The organism is Actinoplanes palleronii (assembly GCF_016862315.1).
Lineage (GTDB): Bacteria > Actinomycetota > Actinomycetes > Mycobacteriales > Micromonosporaceae > Actinoplanes > Actinoplanes palleronii.
On the sequence record NZ_BOMS01000042.1, the window covers coordinates 22048 to 42822 of the forward strand.

The window sequence follows — 20775 nt, forward strand, 5'->3', positions numbered from 1 at the left end:
TCCTCAGCTTAGAAGGGCCCCGGTCTCCCGGGGCCCTTTTTGCTGTTACGCCAGCTTGCGGAGCCGGTCGACGGCGTCGTCGATCACCTCGGCGCGTTTGCAGAACGCGAACCGGATCAGGTGCCGCCCGGCGTCCTGGTGGTCGTAGAAGACCTGGGTCGGCACCGCCACCACCCCGGCCCGGCCGGGCAGCTCCCGGCAGAACTCGACACCGTCGGTCCCGCCCAGCGGCCGGATGTCGGCGGTCACGAAATACGTCCCCTCGGCCGGCAGCACGCCGAACCCGGCCGCGGTGAGCCCGGCCACCAGCCGGTCCTGGTTCGCCCGCAGCGTGGCCGTGAAGCCGGTGAAATACGCGTCCGGCAGGCGCAGGGCGACCGCCACGGCCGGTTGCAGGGGCGCCGCGTTCACGAACGTCAGGAACTGCTTGACCCGCAGCACCGCGGAGACCAGCCGGGCCGGTCCGGTGGCCCAGCCGACCTTCCAACCGGTGCAGGAGAAGGTCTTGCCGGCCGACGAGATGCGCAGGGTGCGCTCGCGCATCCCGGGCAGCCCGGCCAGCGGGGTGTGCGGTGCGTCGAAGACCAGGTGCTCGTAGACCTCGTCGGTCACCGCGTACGTGTCGTGCCGCTGGCAGAGGTCGGCGATCAGGGCCAGCTCGGCCGGGGTGAACACCTTGCCCGTCGGGTTGTGCGGCGTGTTGAGCAGCACCAGCCGGGTCCGCGGGCCGAACGCCGCGCGCAGCTCCGCCTCGTCGAACGCGTACCGCCCGTCCGGGCCGGGCCGCAGCGTGACCGGCCGGCGGACCGCTCCGGCCAGGGTGATCGAGGCCGCGTACGAGTCGTAGTACGGCTCGAAGCAGACCACCTCGTCACCCGGCTCGCAGAGCGCCAGGATCGCCGCCGCGACCGCCTCGGTGGCGCCCGCGGTGACCACGACCTCGGTGTCCGGGTCCCGGGCGAGGCCCCAGAACCGTTGCTCGTGCTCGACGATCGCATGCCGCAGCGCCGGGATGCCGGCCAGCGGCGGGTATTGATTGGCGCCACCGGCCAGGGCCTGCGCGGCGGCCGCCAGCATCTCCGGTGGGCCGTCGGTGTCCGGGAAGCCCTGTCCGAGATTGACCGCCCCGGTGCGCACCGCGAGGGCGGACATCTCGGCGAAGATCGTGGTCCCGAACGGGCGCATCCGTTCGACGAGGGGGTCGGTGGTCACCTGGGCTCCCGGTTCTCCAACGGCTCAGTTCAGTTCAGGGTCAGCTTGTTGCAGGTGGCCGTCGCGATCCGGCCGGACGCGGTGTGCTCGGACACCGTCTCGCCGTCGATGGTGGCCCGGCAGCTGATGCTGCCGTCGTGGATCGAGCGGCGGATCGCCCACACCGAGACCACCGACGGACCCTCCATGGTGAGTGTCAGCTTCCACGGCAGCTTCGCGTCGCTGATCGTCTGGGGCAGGCCGTTGAGCTTCTCGGTGTAGAAGACGGTGGCCGGGCCGTCGCCGGTCACCTCGTACTTCACGGTGATCTTCTGCCCGGCGGGCAGGCCCGGCAGGTTGGGCAGGCCGGTCGGCAGCTCGGTCGGCGCGGTGGTGGGCAGCACTGTCGGCAGGGCGGTGGGGATCTTGTCGGTGGCCTCCGCCACCTTGTCCCGGCCGCGCTGGTAGAGCTGCACGCCGGCGGTCGCCAGCCCACCGCAGAGCAGCAGGCCGATCGCCAGGACCAGGGCGATGAGCGGGGTGTTGCTGCGCCGGTGCGGTGGCGGTGGCCCGTAGCCGGCGGGCGGCGGCCCATAACCGTCAGGCGGCGGCCCGTAGCCGGCGGGTGGCGGTGGCCCATAACCATCGGGCGGTGGCGGGCCGTAGCCGGAAGGCGGCGTGTGTCCGTAACCGACCGGTGGGAAGGCCGATGTCGGCGGATATTCCGGCTCCGGACCGCGGTACGGCAGCGGAGCGTGCCCCGGCTGGAACTCCGGCGGCCGAGACGGCTCGCGCTGATCGCTCATTTTCCCCTCCTGGTAGCCGAAACCGACGGTACGCGAGATGCGCATCCGAAAGGCATTCACCCGATGGGGGTCTGCCCTGCTGGTCTATGCTTCCGATCACGTACCATGCTCGTAAGTGTGCTTCTCGAGCATGACGTTTGCGTGAAAGTCGGCTACGCTGCCCCGCATGTGTGGGATCGTGGGTTACGTAGGCAATCGTCCGGCCCTGAGCATCGTCCTCGATGGCCTCCGGCGGCTGGAGTACCGCGGATACGACTCCGCGGGTATCGCCGTCATCGACAATGACGAGGTCCGGACCGAGAAGCGGGCCGGCAAGCTGGCCAATCTGGAGAAGGCGCTCGCGGAGCGGGCCGACGACGGCATCGCCGCGGGCCGGACGGCCATCGGGCACACCCGCTGGGCCACGCACGGCGGGCCGACCGACCGTAACGCCCACCCGCACCTGTCCGCCGACGGCCGGGTCGCCGTGATCCACAACGGCATCATCGAGAACTTCTCCCGGCTGCGCGCCGAGCTCGAGGCCGGTGGCGTCGAGTTCCGCAGTGACACCGACACCGAGTGCGCGGCGCACCTGCTCGCCGCGGAGATGCGCGCGCTGCGCGAGGCCGGCGGGGAGCCCGGCCCGGCCCTGCTCGCCGAGGGCATGCGGCGGGTCGTGCGCCGGCTGGAGGGCGCGTTCACGCTGCTCGCGATCGACGTCGAGGTGCCCGGCGCGGTGGTCGCCGCCCGGCGCAACTCGCCGCTCGTGGTCGGCCGCGGCAACGGGGAGAACTTCCTGGCCAGTGACGTCTCGGCGTTCATCGAGCACACCCGGGAAGCGGTCGAGCTGGGCCAGGACCAGGTCGTCCTGATCACCCCGGACCAGATCGAGATCACCGACTTCGACGGCGCCCCGGCGACCGGCAAGGAGTTCCACGTCGACTGGGACCTGTCCGCCGCCGAGAAGGGTGGCTACGAGTACTTCATGCTCAAGGAGATCGCCGAGCAGCCGCAGGCCATCGCGGACACCCTGCTGGGCCGGCTGAGCGAGCGCGGCGAGATCATCCTGGACGAGGTGCGGCTCACCGACCAGGACCTGCGGGACGTGGACAAGGTCTTCATCGTGGCCTGCGGCACCTCGTTCCACGCCGGCATGGTCGCCAAGTACGCCATCGAGCACTGGGTGCGGATCCCCTGCGAGGTCGAGCTGGCCAGCGAGTTCCGCTACCGCGACCCGATCCTGGACCGCTCCACCCTGGTGATCGTGATCAGCCAGTCCGGCGAGACCATGGACACCCTGATGGCGCTGCGGCACGCCAAGGAGCAGAAGGCCCGGGTGCTGGCCATCTGCAACTCCAACGGCTCCACCATCCCGCGCGAGTCGGACGCCGTGCTCTACACCCACGGCGGCCCGGAGATCGCGGTCGCCTCGACCAAGGCGTTCCTCACCCAGCTGGTCGCGTGTTACCTGATCGGCCTGCACCTGGCCCAGATCCGCGGCGTGATGTACGCCGACGAGGTCGCCGCCGTGGTCGAGAAGCTCCAGGCCACCCCGGACAGCCTGCGCACCCTGCTGGGCCGGATGGAGGACGTCCGGGCGCTGGGACGCGACCTGCGGACCGCGTCGACGGTGCTGTTCATCGGCCGGCACGTCGGCTTCCCGGTGGCCCTGGAGGGCGCGCTCAAGCTCAAGGAGCTCGCCTACATGCACGCCGAGGGCTTCGCCGCCGGTGAGCTCAAGCACGGCCCGATCTCGCTGATCGACGAGGGCACCCCGGTGGTCTGCGTGGTGCCGTCCCCGGCCGGCCGCGGTGTGATCCGCGACAAGGTGGTCTCCAACATCCAGGAGGTCCGCGCCCGTGGCGCCCGGACCATCGTGATCGCCGAGGAGGGCGACGAGGACGTCCGGGCGTTCGCCGACCACCTGATCACGGTGCCGCCGACCCCGACGCTGCTCGCCCCGCTGATGACCACCGTGCCGCTGCAGATCCTGGCCTGCGAGATCGCCGCCGCCCGCGGCAACGACGTGGACCAGCCGCGCAACCTGGCCAAGTCGGTCACCGTCGAATGATCCGCGGACGGGTCGCCGGTCCGGCGGCCCGTCACGGCGTCCCGCCCAGGGTGATCGTGGCGAGGGCGTCCAGGGCCGGCCGGCCCGGTTCCCAGTACCCCAGGTGGCCGGCGTCCCACTGACTGCCGAAGACCCGCGCGCCGAAGCCGGGATCGTTCGGGTTGTGCCCGAACCACAGGTCGTCGGCCGGCCCGGCGAGCGCCGCACCGGGCAGGCCGATCGCCAGATTCCGGACCATCGTGCCGGGGGAGACCGCGAGCCACTGGATCGGGTCGGACACCGAGGTCGAGGCGAAGACCTGGCCGGCCGGGAGCCGCAACTGCTCCGCCGCGTCGACACCGACACCGGGCGAGCCGACGAACACCACCCGGTCGGCGTCCAGCCCGCCGGCCGCGGCCTTGCCCACCACCAGCGACCCGTAGCTGTGCCCGAGCACGGTCTGCCGCGCCTCCGGGCCGTCATGGGTGGCGCGCAGACCCTCCTGGAACCGCTGCAGCCCGCTCGCGCCGGTGGTGGCCTGCCGCGCCGACCAGGCCTCGTCCAGGAAGTCCGGCGCGTCGTAGTCCAGCCACAGCACCGAGCTGGTCGCGGCGTCCGGCCCCAGCTCACCGGCGCGGGCCGCGACCCGCTCGGCCCGGGTCAGCTCACCGCCCAGCGAGGCCAGGTCCGCGGTCATCCCGGGCACGTGGGTCAGCACGTTGGCGGCGCGGTCCGGGTCACCGAGGGCGATCACCGCACGGCCGTCGCCGGAGACGTCCAACCCCATGAGGTACGCCCTGGGCACCCGGTCGTCCTCCAGCCGGGCGGCCAGCCGGTCCAGCCCGCGCAGCGTGTCCCGGTCACCGCCGGTGCGGGTCAGGTAGGCGCGGCGCTCGGCCAGCAGCAACCGGTTCGCCAGGTCCCGGTCGGCCACCGGGATCCCGTTCAGCCCGGCGACCGCGGCCGGCTCGTCGCCCAGCATCCACAGCCGCTCGGCCGGCGACAGGCCGGCCCACCATCGGCGGACCTGCGCCGGGCTCGCCGTGCAGTCCGGCCGGTCGGTGGCGGCCGGTGCGGTCGCGGTGATCGCGAGCTCGGCCAGGCTGGTCGCGGCGCCGTGATCGGCGGTGTCGGCGAGGTGAAGGGCGGCGGCCAGCTCGGACGCGGCCGGCCCTGGCGCGACCGTGCCGGCTTCGGTGATCACTTGGTGGGTGGCCAGCGCGGTGGCGCGGGCCCGATCGAGCAGCGCCCGGGCGCGCACCAGCGCCGCCGCGAACTCGCTCAGCACCTGATCGGCCCGCCAGCAGAGCAGCCGGAACAGCGCCAGCCGCCGCCGCAGCACACCGAGCCGGGCGACCGCGGCGTCGGCGGCCGCTCCGGACCAGGCCGCGCGCAGCCGGTCGGCGAGGGGACCGAACTCGTCGCCGAGGACTCCGGCCAGCGCGGCCCAGCGCCGCCAGGCGAGCGCCGCGGCCGACCAGCGGGCCGGGTCGGTGGCCCGCAGCCGGGCGTAGGTGACCCGGGGCGGCACCGGGAGGGCGGCGACGGTCATCGGGTGGACCGGAGGCGGGCGGCCGCTCGGGCGTCGGCTTCGGCGTACGCGGAAAGGGTTTCCTCCATCAGCTGCCCGGCGGCGGACAGGTCGGCGCTGAGCTCGCGAAGCCGGGTTTCGGCCGCGTCGGCGGCCGTGGTCGCGGCGTCGGTCGTCACCCAGCGCGGCCCGGCGATCGGCCCCGGCGCCACGGCCGCCGCCTCCCGCACCCGGGCCGCCGTGCCGGTGATGGACGCGGCGGCCTGACGCAGCTGGTCGGCGTCGACGTCGAGGTCGGGATTCATGACGGTTACCTCCGGTGCGGCGGGGACGGGATGCGCCGAAGGTAGGCGGTTCCGGCCGGGCGCCGGGACGCCCTGTGGACAACGCTCCGCACCTTGTCCACAGGCGCTCGGTGACCGTTAGGGTGTCCGTTGTGATCGTGTCTGTCGGCATCGACGTCGTCCTGGTGAGCCGCTTCGCCCGGGCGCTGGACCGCACTCCGCTGCTCGGGAACCGGCTGTTCACCGAGGACGAGCGGCTGACCGGGTCGGGCAGTCCCCGCTCGGCGGAGTCCCTGGCCGCGCGGTTCGCCGCGAAGGAGGCGGTGGCCAAGGCGCTCGGCGCGCCGGCCGGGCTGCGCTGGCACGACTGCGAGATCGTCACCGACCCGGACGGGCGGCCCTGGTTGACCGTCTCCGGTACGGTCGCCGCCGCCGCGTCGCAGCGCGGGATCAATCGATGGCATCTGTCCCTGTCGCACGACGGCGGGATCGCGTCGGCGATGGTGGTCGCCGAGGCCTAGGAAGGGGTCGGTATGCGGCAGGCATTTCGGGTCGCTGACGTACGCGCGGCGGAGAAGACGCTGATGGTGACGCTGCCGGACGGGACGCTGATGCAGCGCGCCGCGGCCGGCCTGGCCCGGCGCTGCGCGCTGCTGCTGACCGATTCCGGCGGTGTGTACGGGGCCCGGGTGCTGCTGCTGGTCGGCAGCGGCGACAACGGCGGCGACACGCTCTATGCGGGCGCGCTGCTGGCCAAGCGGGGCGCACAGGTCCGGGCGCTGCTGCTCCAGCCGGAACGGGTGCACCTGGCCGGTCTCGCCGCGCTGCGCCAGGCCGGCGGGTTCACCGTCGTCGACCTGCCGACCCGGGCCGACCTGGTGCTCGACGGGATCGTCGGCATCGGTGCGTCCGGCGGTCTGCGGCCACCGGCGGCCGCGCTGGTCCGCGCGCTCGGCGGGCTGCGCGCCCGCAACGGTGAGCGGGCGCCGGTGGTGGCCGTCGACGTGCCCAGCGGGGTGAGCGTGGACACCGGCGACGTGCCTGGCGACGCGGTCACCGCGGACGTCACGGTGACCTTCGGCTGCCGGAAACCGGCGCACGTGGTCGGCCCGGCGGCGGCCCGCTGCGGCCAGGTCGAGCTCGTCGACATCGGGCTCGGCCCGGTGCTGGTCGCCGACCCGGCGGTCCGGGTGGCCGAGGCCGCCGACATCGCGGCCTGGTGGCCGGTGCCCGGCACCACCTCGGACAAGTACACCCGCGGCGTGGTCGGCCTGGCCACCGGCTCGGCCCGGTACCCGGGCGCCGCGCTGCTCTCCACCTCGGGCGCGCTGGCCGGCCCGACCGGCATGGTCCGCTACGCGGGCAGCGCCCACCGCGAGGTGGTCCGCGCGCACCCGTCCGTGGTGGCCGCGCCGAAGGTCGCCGCCACCGGCCGGGTGCAGGCCTGGGTCTGCGGCTCCGGGCTGGGCACCGACGACGGGGCCCGGACCGAGCTGCGCAGCGTGCTCGCCACCGCGTTGCCGGTGCTGCTGGACGCGGACGCGATCACCCTGCTGGTCGGCGGCGAGCACGCCGAGCACCTGCGCCGGGACGCGCCGCTCGTGCTGACCCCGCACGACGGGGAGTTCACGAGGCTGGCCGGGGAGGCGCCGGGCGCCGACCGGATGGCCGCGGCGGCCCGGCTGGCGGTCTGGACCAACGCGGTGGTGCTGCTCAAGGGCGACCGGACGATCGTGGCCACCCCGGGCGGCGAGACCTGGGCGAACCCCACCGGCTCGGCGGTGCTGGCCACCGCGGGCAGCGGCGACGTGCTGGCCGGGCTGCTCGGGTCGCTGCTGGCGGCCGGGCTGCCGCCGGTCCGGGCGGCGGTGGCCGCGGCGTACGTGCACGGCCTGGCCGGGCGGCGTGCGGCGCTGGACGGCCCGGTGACCGCACCGGACGTGGCCGCCGCGGTCCGCCCGGTGCTGGCCGAGCTCCTGGGATAACCGGTCCCCGGGGCCGGCGCGACCTCCTGAGGCCGATGCGGCCTCCTGGGGCGGCCTCCTGGGCCGGTGCGGCCTGCTGGACCGGGCTCCTGGGCTAGCCGACCGAAACTGTCATACCTCTCAGTAGGGTGGATGGCATGTGGCAGGCCGAAGTTCGCGTCGATCTGGACGCCATCCGGGACAACGTCGCGACGCTGCGCGCCGGCACCTCCGCCGAGGTGCTGGTCGCGGTCAAAGCCGATGGGTATGGCCACGGCATGGTCCCGGCCGCCCGCGCCGCGGTGGCCGGTGGCGCCACCTGGCTCGGCGTGGCCACCCTCGACGAGGCGCTGGAGCTGCGCCGGGCCGGTCTCGGCGCCCGGGTGCTGGCCTGGCTGCTCGCCCCCGGGCTGCCGCTGCACGAGGGCATCACGGCCGGGATCGACCTGAGCGCCGCCACCCCGGCCCTGCTCGACGAGCTGATCGCCGCCGCCGGTCGGGCCGGGCAGCCCGCCCGGGTGCACCTGAAGCTGGACACCGGGCTGGCCCGGGGCGGCGCGGTGGAGTCCGAGTGGCCGGCGCTGTTCGAGGCGGCGGCCAAGGCCCAGTCCGACGGCGACGTGCAGATCGTCGGCATCTGGAGCCACTTCGCCTGCGCCGATGAGCCGGGCCACGAGTCGATCGACCGGCAGCTCGCCGCGTTCACCGCCGGGCTGGCCCTGGCCGAGAGCTATGACCTGCGGCCGGCCCACCGGCACATCGCCAACTCGGCGGCCACCCTGACCCGGCCGGACGCGCACTTCGACCTGGTCCGGGTCGGCATCGCGGCCTACGGGCTGTCCCCGATCGCCGGCCGGGCCGACGGGCTGCGGCCCGCGATGACCGCACAGGCCCGGGTCACCCTGACCAAGCGGGTGCCGGCCGGTCAGGGCGTCTCGTACGGGCTGACGTACCGGACCACCGAGGAGACCACGCTGGCCGTGGTCCCGCTGGGTTATGGCGACGGCGTGCCCCGGCACGCGTCGAGCACCGGCCCGGTGCGGATCGGCGGCACCACCGCCCGGATCGCCGGCCGGGTCTGCATGGATCAGTTGGTGGTCGACGTCGGCGACACCCCGGTGGTGGCCGGTGACGTGGCGACCCTGTTCGGCCCGGGTGACGACGGCGGGCCGACCGCCGACGACTGGGCCGCCGCCACCGGCACCATCAACTACGAGATCGTCACCCGGTTCGGCAGCAGCCGGGTCCCGAGGGTCTATGTGGGGGAGGTGGAGCCGTGAGTCTTTTGTACGGGTCCCCAAGGTCTGTACCGGGGGAGGTCGAGCCGTGAGTCCGTCCAGGGTGGCCAAGCGGGCCGGGATAGCCGGCGCGGTGTTCGGGGTCGCGGCGGCCGGGCTGGCCACCGCGTTCGCTGTGGAGCGAGTGCTGGTGCGCCGCTCGGTCAACAAACCCGGCGACCCCTATGTCGAGGAGCCCTTCGGCGACCAGCCGTTCGACGAGCAGCTGACGGTCACCGCGCCGGACGGCACCGACCTGCACGTCGAGATCATCGAGCCCGCCGCGGGCAAGGCCACGAAGCCGACGATCGTCTTCGTGCACGGTTTCGCCCTGGACATGGGCACGTTCTACTTCCAGCGCCAGGCGCTCGCCGACCGCGGCGACCACCGGCTGGTCTTCTACGACCAGCCCGGTCACGGCCGGTCCGGCAAGCTGCAGGCCGGGACGTATGACATCGCCGCGCTCGGCCGCTCGCTGGCCGCCGTGCTCGACGCGGTGGTGCCGGAGGGGCACATCATCCTGGTCGGCCACTCGATGGGCGGGATGACCATCATGGCCTTCGCCGAGCAATATCCGGAGTGGTTCGGCAACCGGGTCACCGGCGTGGTGCTGATGTCCACCTCGGCCGGTCTGTTCGACAAGGCGACGCTCGGGGTGAGCAGCGTGGTGGCCCGGGCCAGCGCGCCGTTCTTCCCGCTCTGGGACAAGGCGGCCAAGCTCGGCGGCGGCACCATCGAGCGGGCCCGGGTGGCCTCCTCCGACCTGGCCTGGCTGCTCACCCGGCGGTACGGCTTCGGCGAGGCCCGGCCCAGCCCGACGCTCGTCACGTTCGTGGAGAGCATGAATTCCAAGACCTCGGCCGAGACGCTCACCAAATATCTGAACACGCTCTATCGGCACAGCCGGCTGCCGGCGCTGTCCGCGCTGCGCGGCGTGCCGGTGCTGGTGATCGTCGGCACCCGGGACTACCTGACCCCGGTGACGCACTCCGAGGAGATCATCCATGAGCTGCCCGAGGCCGAGCTTCTGAAGATCGAGAACAGTGGTCACGTGGTGATGCTGGAGAAGTCCGACGAGGTGAACGCGGCCCTGATCCCGTTCCTGGAGAAGATTTCGTGAAACTGACGTCCGTCGAGCAGACCCAGGCCTTCGGCCGGCGGCTCGCCACCGTGCTGCGCCCCGGTGACCTGCTGCTGCTGACCGGGCCGCTGGGTGCCGGCAAGACCGCGCTGGCACAGGGCATCGGCGCCGGGCTGGGCGTGCAGGGGCCGATCACCTCGCCCACCTTCGTGATCGCCCGGGTGCACCGCGGCCCGGTCGCGATGGTGCACGCCGACGCGTACCGGCTGGGTGACCGGCCCGACCCGCGCGCCGAGATCGACGACCTGGACCTGGACGCCTCGGCCGACGAGGCGGTCACCGTCGTGGAGTGGGGCGCCGGGCTGGTCGAGCAGCTCAACGACGAATATCTGCTGGTCCGCATCGACCGGCTGGACGACGACACCCGAGTGATCGAACTGGTGCCGCACGGCGGCGACTGGGCACACCGACTGGAGAAAATGTGAACCTGACCGAGCACCTGCCCGCCGACTGGCGCGCCGAGCTGGCACCCTTCCTGGACGAGGCGGCCACCGCGGCGCTCAGTGAGTTCGTGACCGCTGAGTACGCCGAGCAGACCGTCTACCCGCCGCTGGAGGACCTGTTCACGGCGTACCGGCTGTGCTCGCCGGAGCAGACCCGGGTGCTGATCCTGGGCCAGGACCCGTACCACGGCGCCGGGCAGGCGCACGGGCTGAGCTTCAGCGTGCGCGACGGCGTCCGGGTGCCGCCGTCGCTGCGCAACGTCTTCAAGGAGCTCGCCGAGGACGTCAACATCGCCCCGCCGAAGAGCGGCAACCTCACCGGCTGGGCGGAGCAGGGCGTGCTGCTGCTCAACGCGGTGCTGACGGTGCGGGCCACCAAGGCCGCCTCGCACGCGAACAAGGGCTGGGAGACGTTCACCGACGCCACCATCCGTGCGCTGAACGAGCGGAACGAGCGGGTCGTCTTCCTGCTCTGGGGCAACTACGCGAAGAAGAAGGCGGTGCTGGTCACCAACCCGGTGCACGCGGTGATCGAAGCCGGTCACCCGAGCCCGATGAACCCGGCCGGTTTTCTCGGCAGCCGCCCGTTCAGCGCGGCCAACAAGGCGCTCGCCGACGGTGGCCGCCCGGTGGTGAACTGGGATCCCCGGGGCACCGTCTAGGGTTTCAGGCGTGCTCGTACTCGCTCTGGACACCGCGACGCCCGCTTCGACGGCGGCGCTTGTCGAGGTCACCGCGGACGGTCTGTTCGGGGTGGCCGAGAACCGTACCGTCGATCCCCGTGCGCACGGCGAGAAGCTGGCGCCGGAGATCGCGGCGGTGCTCGCCGGCGCCGGGTTCCGGCCACGTGACCTGACCGCGATCGTGGCCGGGCTGGGCCCCGGGCCCTACACCGGCTTGCGGGTGGGGCTGGCCACCGCGGCCGCCATGGGTCAGGCGCTCGGCATCCCGACCTACGGTGTCTGCTCGCTGGACGCGCTGGGCCGGGCGGCCGGCCCGGGGCGGGTCCTGGTCGCCACGGACGCGCGCCGTCGTGAGGTGTATTACGCGACTTATATCGATGGAGTGCGCGATGTCGGACCCGATGTCGCCAAGCCATCTGATGTCGAAATAAATTCGGACAAAATGGCGGGTGAGGGTGCGCTGAAGTACGGCGACGTCTTCGGCCTCCCGGTCGAGGAGCACCTGCTCTACCCGCCCGGTGCGGCCCTGGTCGCGCTCGCCGCCGACCGGGTCCGGGCGAAGGCGCCGAGCGAGATCCTCACCCCCCTCTACCTGCGCCGCCCCGACGCGGTCGAGCCGGCCGGCCGCAAGCCGGTGCTCACCTGATGCGGATCGAACGGTTCCGGTGGTGGCACATCGACGAGGTCATCCCGATGGAGGAGGACCTCTTCGGCCCGGAGAAGTGGTCCGCGGCGATGTTCTGGAACGAGCTCGCGCAGGGCCACCACTACGTCGTCGCGACGCGTGACGACCAGGTCGTCGGGTATGCCGGGCTGTCCGTTGTGGATCGCGAGGAGTCCTGGGTGCAGAACATCGCGGTCCGGCGGGACGCCCAGCGGCTCGGCATCGGCCGGGCCCTGCTGGAGGACCTGCTCGCCGAGGCGGCCCGGCAGAACGTGCGCAAGACCCTGCTTGAGGTGGCGATCGACAACCACCCGGCGCAGAAGCTGTACGCCAGCTACGGCTTCGAGCCGGTCGGGATCCGGCGCGGCTACTACCAACCCAGCAACACCGACGCCCTGGTGATGATGCGAGATGCCTGACGAACCCCTGGTCCTCGGGATCGAGACCTCCTGCGACGAGACCGGCATCGGCATCGTGCGCGGCCACACCCTGCTCGCCGACGCGCTGGCGTCCAGTGTGGAGCAGCACGCCCGGTTCGGCGGGGTGGTGCCCGAGGTGGCCAGCCGCGCGCATCTGGAAGCGCTGGTGCCGACCATGCAGCGGGCCCTCGACGAGGCCGGTGTCACGCTCGCCGACATCGACGCGATCGCGGTGACCAGCGGCCCCGGCCTGGCCGGCGCGCTGCTGGTCGGGGTGGCCGCGGCCAAGGGGTACGCGATCGCCGCCGAGAAGCCGATCTACGGCGTGAACCACCTGGCCGCGCACGTCGCGGTGGACACCCTGGAGCACGGCCCGCTGCCCGAGCCGGCGATCGCCATGCTGGTCTCCGGTGGCCACTCGTCGCTGCTGCTCGTCGACGACCTGACCGCCGGGGTGACCCCGCTCGGCGCGACCATCGACGACGCGGCCGGCGAGGCGTTCGACAAGGTGGCCCGGCTGCTCGGACTGGGCTTCCCGGGCGGCCCGATCATCGACCGGTCGGCGCGCGACGGCGACCCGGGCTCGATCGCCTTCCCGCGCGGGCTGACCGCGGCCAAGGACCAGGCGGCGCACCGCTTCGACTTCTCCTTCTCCGGCCTGAAGACCGCGGTGGCCCGCTGGGTCGAGGCACGCGAGCGGGCCGGCGAGCCGGTGCCGATCGCCGACGTCTCGGCCAGCTTCCAGGAGGCGGTCTGCGACGTGCTCACCCGCAAGGCGATTGACGCCTGCCTGACCAACGGGGTCGGGACGCTGGTGATCGGCGGCGGGGTGGCGGCCAACTCGCGGTTGCGGGTGCTGGCCGAGCAGCGGGCCGCCAAGCACGGGATCCTGGTGCGCGTGCCGCGTCCGCAGCTGTGCACCGACAACGGCGCGATGGTGGCCGCGCTCGGCTCACATCTGGTCGCGGCCGGCATCGCGCCGAGCCGTCTCGATCTGCCCGCCGATTCCGCGATGAGTTTGACCTCGGTCAGCGTGCCGGGGTAGGAAGCCTTCATGATCGCGCGGATGTGGGAGGTGCGGGCCTCGCGCAGCGGCTTCGACGAGCTGCTGAGCTGGGTCTGCGATACGGCGGTGCCGGGACTCGAGGTACTGCCACAACATGTGTCGAGTGACGTCTATTCGTCCACGGATCATCGCATCGTCGTCATCACCAAATGGCGAAACACCCCGGAGAGCCTGCCTGCGCCGCCGGACAAGCTGGTAGCACGCGCTCCGCACGTCTGGGATTTCACTCCGGTCGATCGCTGAGTAGTCGCAGCAACGGCATTCGGGCCTTACCGTCGGGGCCTGATGCGCAGACTGCCCGTGGCCGATCCCGGCCTGCCCGACGCCCGATCCGCCACCCGTTACCTCAGCTGGCTGGTCCGCCGCTCCCGTATGACGATCGTCACGGCGATCGCGCTGGCGGTGGCCTGGATGGGGTGCCAGTCACTGGTGCCCGCGATGGTCGGCCGGGCCATCGACGCGGCCGCGCAGGAGCGTGGCCGGGCCCTGCTCGGCTGGGGGCTGGCCCTGTTCGTGGTCGGCGTCCTGCAGGCACTGACCGGGATCACCCGGCACCGGTTCGCGGTGGTCAACTGGCTGGGCGCGGGGTTCCGCACCGTGCAGGTCACCGTGCGCCAGGCGAACCGGCTCGGCTCGTCGCTGCCGGGCCGGCTGGAGGCCGGCGAGGTGGTGGCGATCGGCACCTCGGACATCAACCACATCGGCGGCGCGGTCGACGTCGCGGCCCGGGGGACCGGCGCGCTGATCGCGGTCACCACGGTCACCGTGCTGCTGCTGCACACCTCGGTCCCGCTCGGCCTGGTGGTGCTGGTCGGCGTACCGGCCTTGATGATCGTCGCGGGTGGACTGATCCGGCCGCTGCACCGGCGCCAGCAGGCGTACCGGGAGCAGCAGGGCCGGCTGACGGGTCAGGCCGCGGACCTGGTGACCGGGCTTCGGGTGCTGCGCGGCGTGGGCGGCGAGGCGGTGATGGTGGCGCGCTATCGCGCGCAGTCCCAGGCGCTGCGCGCGGCAGGGGTACGCACCGCAGCCGTCGAGTCGCTGCTGGAGGCCGCCCAGGTGCTCCTGCCCGGCACGTTCCTGGTCCTGGTCACCTGGCTGGGCTCGCGGCTCGCCGCCGACGGCCGGATCACCGTCGGCCAGCTGGTCTCGTTCTACGCCTACGCCGCGTTCCTGGTCGCCCCGCTGCGTCAGCTCACCGACTCGATCGACAAGCTGACCCGGGGCCACGTGTCGGCTCGCCGGGTGGTGGCCATGCTGGGCATGGCGGGCGAACTGCCGGACCCACCCGGGGCACCCGCCGAGCCGGACGGTGAGCTGGCCGACCCGGCCTCCGGCGTGCGGGTACCCCCCGGCCTGCTGACCGCGATCGTGGCCGAGGACCCGGCCGACGCGGCCCGGCTCGCCGACCGGCTGGGCCGCTACGCCGAGGGCGCCACCCTGGGCGGGGTGCCACTGTCCGAGCTGCCCCTGGCGGTGGTGCGCAAGCGGATCCTGGTCGCCGAGAACGAGGCACGGCTCTTCTCCGGGCGGCTGCGCACCGACCTGGACCCGGAACAGAGCGGCCGGCTGACCGAGGCCCTGGACGCGGCCGCCGCACAGGACATCGTGGACGGTCTGCCCCGCGGCCTGGACAGCGTGGTCGCCGGGCGGGGCCGATCGTTCTCCGGAGGGCAGCAGCAACGGCTGCGGCTGGCCCGGGCGCTGGTCGCCGACCCGGAGATCCTGATCCTGGTGGAGCCGACGAACGCGGTCGACGCGCACACCGAGGTACGGATCGCCGAGCGGATCCGGGCCGTCCGGGCCGGCCGCACCACGGTGGTCTGCACGTCCAGCCCGCTCGTCCTCGGCCACGCCGACCGGGTGCTGTACCTGGAGCGGGGCCGGGTGACGGCCGCCGGCACCCATCGTGAGCTGCTCGCCGGGGCACCGGGATACGCCCGCGTGGTGCTGCGCGGGGACGCGTCGTGAGCCACGCGCTGCCGGTCGCCACCCGTGAACAGGCCTGGCGGTACGCCCGCGCCCTGTTCCGCGACCACCCGGGCATGTTCCGGGCCACGATCGGCCTGCACCTGTTCGCCGCGCTGGCCGGGCTGGCCGGTCCCCGGCTGCTCGGCGCGCTGGTCCAGGCGGTCCAGCGCGGGGTGCCGGGCGCCGAGCTGAACCGCCTGGCCGGCACCCTGGCCGGGTTCGTGCTGGTGCAGGCGGTGCTGATCCGGTTCGCGTACCTGGCCTCGGCCCGGCTCGGCGAGCAGGTGCTGGCCCAGCTGCGGGAGGAGTTCATCGCCCGGGTGCTGACCCTGCCGCTCGGCACCGTGGAGTCGGCCGGCACCGGTGACCTGCTGACCCGGACCACCCGGGACGTGGACGCGCTCTCCAAGTGCGTCCGGCTGGCCGTGCCGGAGACGATGATCGCGCTGCTCACCGGCGGGCTGGTGGTGGTGGCGCTGATCGCGGTGTCCCCGGTGCTGGCCGTACCGCTGCTGGTCGGTGTGCCGATCACGGTGGCCGGCACCCGCTGGTACGTCCGCCGCGCCCCGTCGGGCTACCTGCGGCAGAACGCGGCCTACTCGGAGGTGACCGACGGGCTCACCGAGACGGTCGAGGGCGCCCGCACGGTCGAGGCGCTGGGCCGGCAGCAGCAGCGGATCGCCCGGACCGACCGGGACCTGAGCCGCTCCTGGCGTGCCGAGCGCTACACCCTGTTCCTGCGGACCGTCTGGTGGCCGGTGATCGAGGTCAGTTACGTGATCCCGATGGTGCTCACCCTGCTCACCGGCGGCTGGCTCTACCTGCGCGGTGTGGTCACGCTGGGCCAGCTGACCGCCGCCGTGGTCTACGTCCAGCAGCTGATCCACCCGCTCGACCGGCTGCTCTCCTGGCTGGACGAGCTGCAGGTGGGCGCGGCCTCACTGGCCCGGCTGCTGGGGGTGGCCGCCGCGCCGGAGGCGGACCACCGCGACGCGCCGGTACCGGACGGCCCTCGGATCGAGGTGCGCGGCGTGCGGTTCGGCTACGTCGAGGGCCGGGAGGTGCTGCACGGCGTCGACCTGACCCTGCGCCCGGGGGAGCGGCTCGCCGTGGTCGGCCCGTCCGGCGCCGGCAAGTCCACGCTGGGCCGCCTGCTGGCCGGGATCCACCAGCCCACCGAGGGCAGCGTGACGGTCGGCGGGGTGCCGCTCGGCGCGCTCGGCCCGGACCGGTTGCGCACCGAGGTGGCGCTGGTCAGCCAGGAGCATCACGTGTTCATCGGCACCCTGCGGGACAACGTGGCGATGGCCCGGCCGCAGGCGCCGGAGCCGGACGTCCGGACCGCGCTCGCCGCCGTGCACGCCCTGGAGTGGGCGGACGGGCTGCCGGACGGGCTGGACACCGTGGTCGGCGACGGTGGGCTGCCGCTGACCGCGGCTCAGGCGCAGCAGGTGGCGCTGGCCCGGCTGATCCTCGCCGATCCGCACACGCTGGTGCTGGACGAGGCGACCGCGCTGCTGGACCCCCGGGCGGCCCGGGACCTGGAACGGTCGCTGGCCGCGGTGGTGCACGGGCGGACCGTGGTAGCGATCGCACACCGGTTGTTCTCGGCACACGACGCCGACCGGGTCGCGGTGGTGGAGAACGGGCGGATCACCGAGCTGGGGTCGCACGACGAGCTGGTCGCGGCGAACGGGCCGTACGCGGCGTTGTGGCGGTCGTGGCAGGGCGGTGGCGTACCGGAGAAGCCGCCGGACCAGCGGCGGCCGGAAGACGACCGCCTGCTGGAGAGTCACTGAAAAGCCGACAAGGCGCGTCCCGTAGGGAGACGCGCCTTGTCAGGAACAACCGATCAGAAGCCCGGACCGTGCTGGTGGCCGTGCCCATGACCGTGACCGTGCCCACCGCCGGAGGCGGGAGCGGCCTCGGCCGGCTTCTCCACCACGAGGCTCTCGGTGGTCAGCAGCAGACCGGCGATCGAGACGGCGTTGGCGACCGCGTTGCGGGTCACCTTCACCGGGTCGATGATGCCGGCCGCGGCCAGGTCGACGTACTCGTCGGTGGCCGCGTTGAGGCCGTGGCCCCAACCCAGCTCAGCGACCTTGTTGACCACGACGTAGCCGTCGTGACCGGCGTTCTGAGCGATCCAGCGCAGCGGCTCGACGAGCGCCTTGCGGACGATCGAGACACCGATCGCCTCCTCGCCGGTCAGGCCGAGGCCGCCGTCGAGCTCCTTGGCGACCTGCGCGAGGGCGGCGCCGCCGCCGGGGACGGTGCCCTCCTCGACAGCCGCCTTGGTCGCCGCGATGGCGTCCTCGATGCGGTGCTTGCGCTCCTTCATCTCGACCTCGGTCGCGGCACCGACCTTGATCACCGCGATGCCACCGGAGAGCTTGGCCAGCCGCTCCGAGAGCTTCTCGCGGTCCCAGTCGGAGTCTGACGCCTCGATCTCCTTGCGGATCTGCGAGACCCGGTCGGCGATGTCGGAGGCGTTGCCGCCACCGTCGACGATGGTGGTGCTCTCCTTGTCGACGACGATCCGCCGGGCGCTGCCCAGCTGCTCGACGCCGACCTGGTCGAGCTTGTAACCGAGCTCGGGGGCGATCAGCTCGCCACCGGTCGCGATCGCCAGGTCCTGCAGGATCGCCTTGCGGCGGTCACCGAAGCCGGGAGCCTTCACCGCGGCGACCTTGATGGTCTTCCGCAGGGCGTTGACCACCAGGGTGGAGAGCGCCTGGCCCTCCACGTCCTCGGCCACGATGAGCAGCGGCTTGCTGTCCTGCAGCACCTTCTCCAGCAGCGGGAGGAGCTCCTCGATGCTGGAGATCTTCTGGGTGGTGATGAGGATGTGAGCGTCCTCGAGCACCGCCTCCTGCGACTCGGCGTCGGTCACGAAGTTCGGGGAGATGAAGCCCTTGTCGAACTGCAGACCCTCGGTCACCTCGAGCTCGGTCTGCAGCGCCGAGCCCTCCTCGACGGTGAGCACACCGTCGCGGCCGACGCGGTCCATCGCCTCGGCGATCAGCTCGCCGATGGTGGTGTCCTGCGCCGAGATGGCGGCCACGTTGGCGATCGCCTTGTGGTCGGCGACCTCGACGGCCTTCGCCAGCAGCGCCTTGGAGACGGCCTCGGAGGCCTTGTCCATGCCGCGCTTGAGGCCGATCGGGTTGGCGCCCGCCGTGACGTTGCGCAGGCCCTCGCGGACCAGCGCCTGCGCGAGCACGGTCGCGGTGGTGGTCCCGTCGCCGGCGACGTCGTTGGTCTTGGTCGCCACCTCCTTGACCAGCTGCGCGCCGAGGTTCTCGTACGGGTCGCTGAGCTCGATCTCCTTGGCGATGGTGACACCGTCGTTGGTGATCGTGGGAGCGCCGAACTTCTTGTCCAGGACGACGTTGCGGCCGCGCGGGCCGAGAGTGACCTTGACCGTGTCGGCGAGCGTGTTGACGCCGTGCTCCAGCAGGTGCCGGGCGTCGTCAGAGAAGCTGAGAATCTTCGCCATGTATTGGTCCCTTCACGCACCGGCGCCCTGCCCCGAAATGCCGGAACAGGGCGCCTGTGCAGTCAGTTAGGTCTTACTTCTCGATGACCGCGAGGACGTCGCGGGCGGAGAGCACGAGGTACTCCTCGCCGGCGTACTTGACCTCGGTGCCGCCGTACTTCGAGTAGAGGACCACGTCGCCGACAGTGACGTCGAGCGGAACTCGGTTGCCCTTGTCGTCGATCCGGCCGGGGCCGACAGCAAGGACGGTGCCCTCCTGCGGCTTCTCCTTGGCGGTGTCGGGGATCACGATGCCGGAAGCGGTCGTGGTCTCAGCCTCGTTCGCCTGGACCACGATGCGGTCCTCGAGCGGCTTGATCGCAACCTTGGTCGCGGTAGTCACGGGCATACCCTCCTGGGTACAGGTTTCGCCGGCCTTGAACCAGGCCGGTCAATGCCTCATGCCACCGGGCGGGGCCGTCGTCGCGGGTGCCGGTCCGCCTGGTGCCTAACCGCACGGACGGGCCGGGCGGCTGGCACCCTCATGTTGAGAGTGCTAACCGGAGATTATGCCGGAACTAGCACTCCGTCAACCAGAGTGCCAACCTGTCACGCCGGGGAGAATGCCTGGTGTGACCCCTGAACTTCTTGCTCTGCTGCAGACCCCGTTAGGGGTGGAAGCCCTGGCCGCGGCGGCCGAGGTCGGCGACGGCGAGCCACTCGCCGCGGCCTCGGCCCTTCGGGCCCGGGGCTTCGGCGCGGAGCTGGCCGCAGCCGCACTCACCCAGGCTAGTTTGCGCCGCCGTGCGGCGGTGAAGTTCGGCCCGGACGCCTCCGGAATGTTCTTCACCCGGCCCGGCCTGGAACAGGCCACCCGCGCGGTGGTCGCCGACCGGCGGGCCGCGAGGCTCGCCGCGGCCGGCGTCGAGACCCTCGCCGATCTCGGCTGCGGGCTGGGGTCCGACGCGATGGCCGCGGCCCGGCACGGGATCACCGTGTACGCCGTCGACGCCGACCCGGCCACCGCCGCGCTGGCCGCCGCGAACGCGCGCACCGCGGGCCTGGCCGACCGGATCACGGTGACCTGCGCCGACGCCACCACCGTCGAGGTGGAGAAGTACGACGCGGTGTTCGCCGACCCGGCCCGCCGGCAGGCCGGCCGGGGGCGGGTGTTCGACCCGAAGTCGTACTCGCCGCCGTGGGACTTCGTCGCCGGGCTGGCCGATCGGGTTCCGCGCACTGTGCTCAAACTGGCGCCGGGCATCGACCACGGCCTGCTGCCGCCGGGCGCCGAGGGCGAGTGGGTGAGCGTCGGCGGCGACCTGGTCGAGGCGGCGTTCTGGTGCGGCCCGCTGGCGTCGGCACAGCGGCGGGCGACCCTGCTCGGCTCGGGCCCGGACGTGGCCGAACTCACCGGTTCGGGTGTCGAGCGGGGCACTGTCGGCCCGGTCGGCGCCTGGTTCTACGACCCGGATCCGGCAGTGGTGCGTTCGCATCTGGTCGCCGAGTTCGCCGCGTCGATCGGCGGCCGGCTGGGCGACCCGGAGATCGCCTACGTCTACACCGACGACCCGGTCGACACGCCGTACGCCCGGCGGCTGGCGGTGACCGACATGCTGCCGTTCTCGCTGAAGCGGCTGCGGGCGCTGCTGCGCGAGCGGGGCGTGGGCACCCTGGAGATCCGTAAGCGGGGCTCGGCCCTGGTCCCCGACCAGCTGCGCAAGGACCTGAAGCTGTCCGGGCCGCACGCGGCCGGGCTGGTGCTGACCAAGGTGGCCGGCGCGCCCACCGTGCTGCTGACGGCGCACTCCTGACGGCTGGGTAACGT

20 protein-coding genes are annotated in these 20775 nt (G+C 72.8%); 14 read left to right on the plus strand and 6 right to left on the minus strand.

The window, feature by feature from the left end:
• Positions 1-45: 45 nt before the first annotated feature.
• Positions 46-1212 carry a pyridoxal phosphate-dependent aminotransferase gene (locus tag Apa02nite_RS14870; protein ID WP_203825470.1) on the minus strand — a complete coding sequence of 389 codons (1167 nt, stop codon included), beginning with the start codon at positions 1210-1212 and terminating at the stop codon, positions 46-48.
• Between the two features lie 29 nt (positions 1213-1241).
• Positions 1242-1997 carry an MmpS family transport accessory protein gene (locus Apa02nite_RS14875; protein ID WP_203825471.1) on the minus strand — a complete coding sequence of 252 codons (756 nt, stop codon included), beginning with the start codon at positions 1995-1997 and terminating at the stop codon, positions 1242-1244.
• Between the two features lie 166 nt (positions 1998-2163).
• On the opposite strand from Apa02nite_RS14875, the gene glmS reads away from it, so the two are divergent.
• Positions 2164-4047: a glutamine--fructose-6-phosphate transaminase (isomerizing) gene (gene glmS / locus Apa02nite_RS14880; protein ID WP_203825472.1), complete on the plus strand. Its 1884-nt coding sequence runs from the start codon at positions 2164-2166 to the stop codon at positions 4045-4047.
• 31 nt (positions 4048-4078) lie between these two features.
• Here glmS and Apa02nite_RS14885 read toward each other — a convergent pair whose 3' ends face one another.
• Together Apa02nite_RS14885 and Apa02nite_RS14890 are read right to left on the minus strand one after the other, a co-directional pair.
• Positions 4079-5578, minus strand: a complete 1500-nt coding sequence (locus Apa02nite_RS14885; RefSeq protein WP_203825473.1) for an alpha/beta hydrolase — start codon at positions 5576-5578, stop codon at positions 4079-4081.
• Complete coding sequence (locus Apa02nite_RS14890; RefSeq protein WP_203825474.1) at positions 5575-5862, minus strand: hypothetical protein; 288 nt, start codon at positions 5860-5862, stop codon at positions 5575-5577. The genes Apa02nite_RS14885 and Apa02nite_RS14890 overlap by 4 nt, the downstream gene beginning before the upstream one ends.
• A 131-nt stretch (positions 5863-5993) precedes the next feature.
• Between Apa02nite_RS14890 and Apa02nite_RS14895 the strand changes: the two genes are divergently transcribed.
• The 12 genes from Apa02nite_RS14895 (at position 5994) to Apa02nite_RS14950 (ending at position 17268) form a co-directional block, all read left to right on the plus strand.
• Complete coding sequence (locus Apa02nite_RS14895; protein WP_203825475.1) at positions 5994-6362, plus strand: holo-ACP synthase; 369 nt, start codon at positions 5994-5996, stop codon at positions 6360-6362.
• A 12-nt stretch (positions 6363-6374) separates the two neighbouring features.
• Entirely contained in the window at positions 6375-7826 is a 1452-nt protein-coding gene (locus tag Apa02nite_RS14900; RefSeq protein WP_203825476.1) for an NAD(P)H-hydrate dehydratase, read from the plus strand.
• Between the two features lie 137 nt (positions 7827-7963).
• Complete coding sequence (gene alr, locus Apa02nite_RS14905) at positions 7964-9085, plus strand: alanine racemase (protein ID WP_203825477.1); 1122 nt, start codon at positions 7964-7966, stop codon at positions 9083-9085.
• 46 nt (positions 9086-9131) lie between these two features.
• The gene (locus Apa02nite_RS14910) at positions 9132-10202 is read left to right on the plus strand and encodes an alpha/beta fold hydrolase (protein ID WP_067688468.1); all 1071 of its coding nucleotides are present in this window, start codon (positions 9132-9134) and stop codon (positions 10200-10202) included.
• Entirely contained in the window at positions 10199-10648 is a 450-nt protein-coding gene (tsaE, locus tag Apa02nite_RS14915) for a tRNA (adenosine(37)-N6)-threonylcarbamoyltransferase complex ATPase subunit type 1 TsaE (RefSeq protein ID WP_067688470.1), read from the plus strand. The genes Apa02nite_RS14910 and tsaE overlap by 4 nt, the downstream gene beginning before the upstream one ends.
• The gene (locus Apa02nite_RS14920) at positions 10645-11328 is read left to right on the plus strand and encodes a uracil-DNA glycosylase (RefSeq protein ID WP_067688472.1); all 684 of its coding nucleotides are present in this window, start codon (positions 10645-10647) and stop codon (positions 11326-11328) included. The genes tsaE and Apa02nite_RS14920 overlap by 4 nt, the downstream gene beginning before the upstream one ends.
• Positions 11329-11338: 10 nt before the next feature.
• Complete coding sequence (tsaB, locus tag Apa02nite_RS14925) at positions 11339-11995, plus strand: tRNA (adenosine(37)-N6)-threonylcarbamoyltransferase complex dimerization subunit type 1 TsaB (protein ID WP_203825479.1); 657 nt, start codon at positions 11339-11341, stop codon at positions 11993-11995.
• Positions 11995-12432 (plus strand): ribosomal protein S18-alanine N-acetyltransferase, encoded by a 438-nt coding sequence (gene rimI, locus Apa02nite_RS14930; protein WP_203825480.1) that lies wholly within the window; start codon positions 11995-11997, stop codon positions 12430-12432. The genes tsaB and rimI overlap by 1 nt, the downstream gene beginning before the upstream one ends.
• A complete protein-coding gene (gene tsaD, locus Apa02nite_RS14935; RefSeq protein WP_203825481.1) occupies positions 12425-13477 on the plus strand; it encodes a tRNA (adenosine(37)-N6)-threonylcarbamoyltransferase complex transferase subunit TsaD in 1053 nt (350 codons plus the stop codon). Before rimI ends, tsaD begins: the two co-directional genes overlap by 8 nt.
• 9 nt (positions 13478-13486) lie before the next feature.
• Positions 13487-13741: a hypothetical protein gene (locus Apa02nite_RS14940; protein WP_067688483.1), complete on the plus strand. Its 255-nt coding sequence runs from the start codon at positions 13487-13489 to the stop codon at positions 13739-13741.
• 42 nt (positions 13742-13783) lie between these two features.
• Positions 13784-15469: an ABC transporter ATP-binding protein gene (locus tag Apa02nite_RS14945; protein ID WP_203825482.1), complete on the plus strand. Its 1686-nt coding sequence runs from the start codon at positions 13784-13786 to the stop codon at positions 15467-15469.
• Positions 15466-17268 carry an ABC transporter ATP-binding protein gene (locus Apa02nite_RS14950; protein WP_203825483.1) on the plus strand — a complete coding sequence of 601 codons (1803 nt, stop codon included), beginning with the start codon at positions 15466-15468 and terminating at the stop codon, positions 17266-17268. The genes Apa02nite_RS14945 and Apa02nite_RS14950 overlap by 4 nt, the downstream gene beginning before the upstream one ends.
• A gap of 53 nt (positions 17269-17321) precedes the next feature.
• Here Apa02nite_RS14950 and groL read toward each other — a convergent pair whose 3' ends face one another.
• Both groL and groES read right to left on the minus strand, forming a co-directional pair.
• The gene (gene groL, locus Apa02nite_RS14955; RefSeq protein ID WP_203825484.1) at positions 17322-18968 is read right to left on the minus strand and encodes a chaperonin GroEL; all 1647 of its coding nucleotides are present in this window, start codon (positions 18966-18968) and stop codon (positions 17322-17324) included.
• A 73-nt stretch (positions 18969-19041) separates the two neighbouring features.
• Positions 19042-19350 carry a co-chaperone GroES gene (groES, locus tag Apa02nite_RS14960; protein WP_067689062.1) on the minus strand — a complete coding sequence of 103 codons (309 nt, stop codon included), beginning with the start codon at positions 19348-19350 and terminating at the stop codon, positions 19042-19044.
• Between the two features lie 220 nt (positions 19351-19570).
• On the opposite strand from groES, the gene Apa02nite_RS14965 reads away from it, so the two are divergent.
• Positions 19571-20761 carry a class I SAM-dependent methyltransferase gene (locus Apa02nite_RS14965; protein ID WP_067688491.1) on the plus strand — a complete coding sequence of 397 codons (1191 nt, stop codon included), beginning with the start codon at positions 19571-19573 and terminating at the stop codon, positions 20759-20761.
• Positions 20762-20775 lie beyond the last annotated feature (14 nt).

Coding starts and splice junctions, on each gene's coding strand:
- Apa02nite_RS14875 (WP_203825471.1), bottom strand. CDS start 1,997: ATGAGCGATCAGCGCGAGCCGTCTCGGCCGCCGGAGTTCCAGCCGGGG.
- glmS (WP_203825472.1), top strand. CDS start 2,164: ATGTGTGGGATCGTGGGTTACGTAGGCAATCGTCCGGCCCTGAGCATC.
- Apa02nite_RS14885 (WP_203825473.1), bottom strand. CDS start 5,578: ATGACCGTCGCCGCCCTCCCGGTGCCGCCCCGGGTCACCTACGCCCGG.
- Apa02nite_RS14890 (WP_203825474.1), bottom strand. CDS start 5,862: ATGAATCCCGACCTCGACGTCGACGCCGACCAGCTGCGTCAGGCCGCC.
- Apa02nite_RS14900 (WP_203825476.1), top strand. CDS start 6,375: ATGCGGCAGGCATTTCGGGTCGCTGACGTACGCGCGGCGGAGAAGACG.
- alr (WP_203825477.1), top strand. CDS start 7,964: ATGTGGCAGGCCGAAGTTCGCGTCGATCTGGACGCCATCCGGGACAAC.
- rimI (WP_203825480.1), top strand. CDS start 11,995: ATGCGGATCGAACGGTTCCGGTGGTGGCACATCGACGAGGTCATCCCG.
- tsaD (WP_203825481.1), top strand. CDS start 12,425: ATGCCTGACGAACCCCTGGTCCTCGGGATCGAGACCTCCTGCGACGAG.
- Apa02nite_RS14940 (WP_067688483.1), top strand. CDS start 13,487: ATGATCGCGCGGATGTGGGAGGTGCGGGCCTCGCGCAGCGGCTTCGAC.
- Apa02nite_RS14945 (WP_203825482.1), top strand. CDS start 13,784: ATGCGCAGACTGCCCGTGGCCGATCCCGGCCTGCCCGACGCCCGATCC.
- groL (WP_203825484.1), bottom strand. CDS start 18,968: ATGGCGAAGATTCTCAGCTTCTCTGACGACGCCCGGCACCTGCTGGAG.
- Apa02nite_RS14965 (WP_067688491.1), top strand. CDS start 19,571: ATGCCTGGTGTGACCCCTGAACTTCTTGCTCTGCTGCAGACCCCGTTA.